We start from the raw sequence: 694 nt of genomic DNA, 5'->3' as shown, positions 1-694 counted from the left end.
AACTATGGGGGTCACTTCTGACGGTAAGTAAAGCCTACGTTTTGGTGTAAAAACGTCACCACGGCTTGCTTTTCGCGGGAAGTATTCGATATAGCAATTACCTTCATCATCAAATGACAATTGCTGATTGGGTAATAGTGAAACCTCACTTGGACTGACCCCACGCTCGTAGACAAATTCTGTCCTCACGACGAGGCCCGTTCAAAGGCCTCCGGACTGACGCCGCCGAGGTGACTGTGACGCCGGGCCCGGTTGTAGAACACTTCAATGTAATCGAAGATATCCGCCCGGGCCAGATCCCGGGTTTTGTATATTCTCTTCCTGATGCGTTCTTTTTTCAGTGAACTGAAGAACGATTCGGCCACTGCATTATCCCAACAGTTACCACGCCGGCTCATACTGGGTGCCAGGTTATTGGCCCGACAGAACCGTTGCCAGTCGTCGCTGCCATACTGGCAACCCTGGTCTGAGTGCACGATGACCTCGCTGTCCGGTTTACGTCGCCAGACCGCCATCATCAGCGCATCCAGTGCCAGTTCGCGTGAGAGGGTCGGCTTCATCGACCAGCCCACCACGTTACGGGCGAAGAGGTCGATAACCACCGCCAGATACAACCAGCCCTGCCAGGTGCGGATGTAAGTGATGTCGGTGACCCAGACCTGATTGGCCCGGACAACGGTAAACTGCCGCTGTA

1 pseudogene is annotated in these 694 nt (G+C 54.2%); it reads right to left on the bottom strand.

The window, feature by feature from the left end:
- Positions 1-185 precede the first annotated feature (185 nt).
- A pseudogene (locus AEAC466_RS43445) lies at positions 186-694 on the bottom strand (IS3-like element ISEc14 family transposase); the annotation flags it as partial.

Origin of the sequence: Asticcacaulis sp. AC466 (genome assembly GCF_000495815.1) — a bacterium.
GTDB lineage: Bacteria > Pseudomonadota > Alphaproteobacteria > Caulobacterales > Caulobacteraceae > Asticcacaulis.
This window is presented reverse-complemented; position numbering and strand designations above follow the sequence as displayed.